The sequence below is a fragment of the Acinetobacter sp. 24-47-62 genome, assembly GCF_056779765.1.
The window spans coordinates 1-219 of record NZ_JBWYIN010000056.1; the positions used below are offsets into that span (position 1 = coordinate 1).

1 protein-coding gene is annotated in these 219 nt (G+C 51.1%); it reads right to left on the bottom strand.

What is annotated here, in order from left to right; translation table 11 throughout:
• On the bottom strand, positions 1-219 hold a 219-nt coding region (locus AC1M87_RS14870; protein ID WP_481594136.1), incomplete at both ends, for a phage baseplate assembly protein V.

Consider the following 219-nt stretch of genomic DNA (forward strand, 5'->3'; position numbering starts at 1 on the left):
TGCCGTCAAAGAAGTCGATAACTACGATTTCATTGATTCGAGGGAGGAAGCGTGCACCATAGCCTTCGCCTGCCCATGGGGTCAGTACATCGACCCAAGCTGAATCGGTGTCGTTGTTGTTACTGCCGGCACCGCCATCAAATTGGTGGTCTTCTGCTCGGGTAAATAGGAAGCGTACTTTGATGCGTCCCCATTCATCGACATGGATTTCTTCTCCTG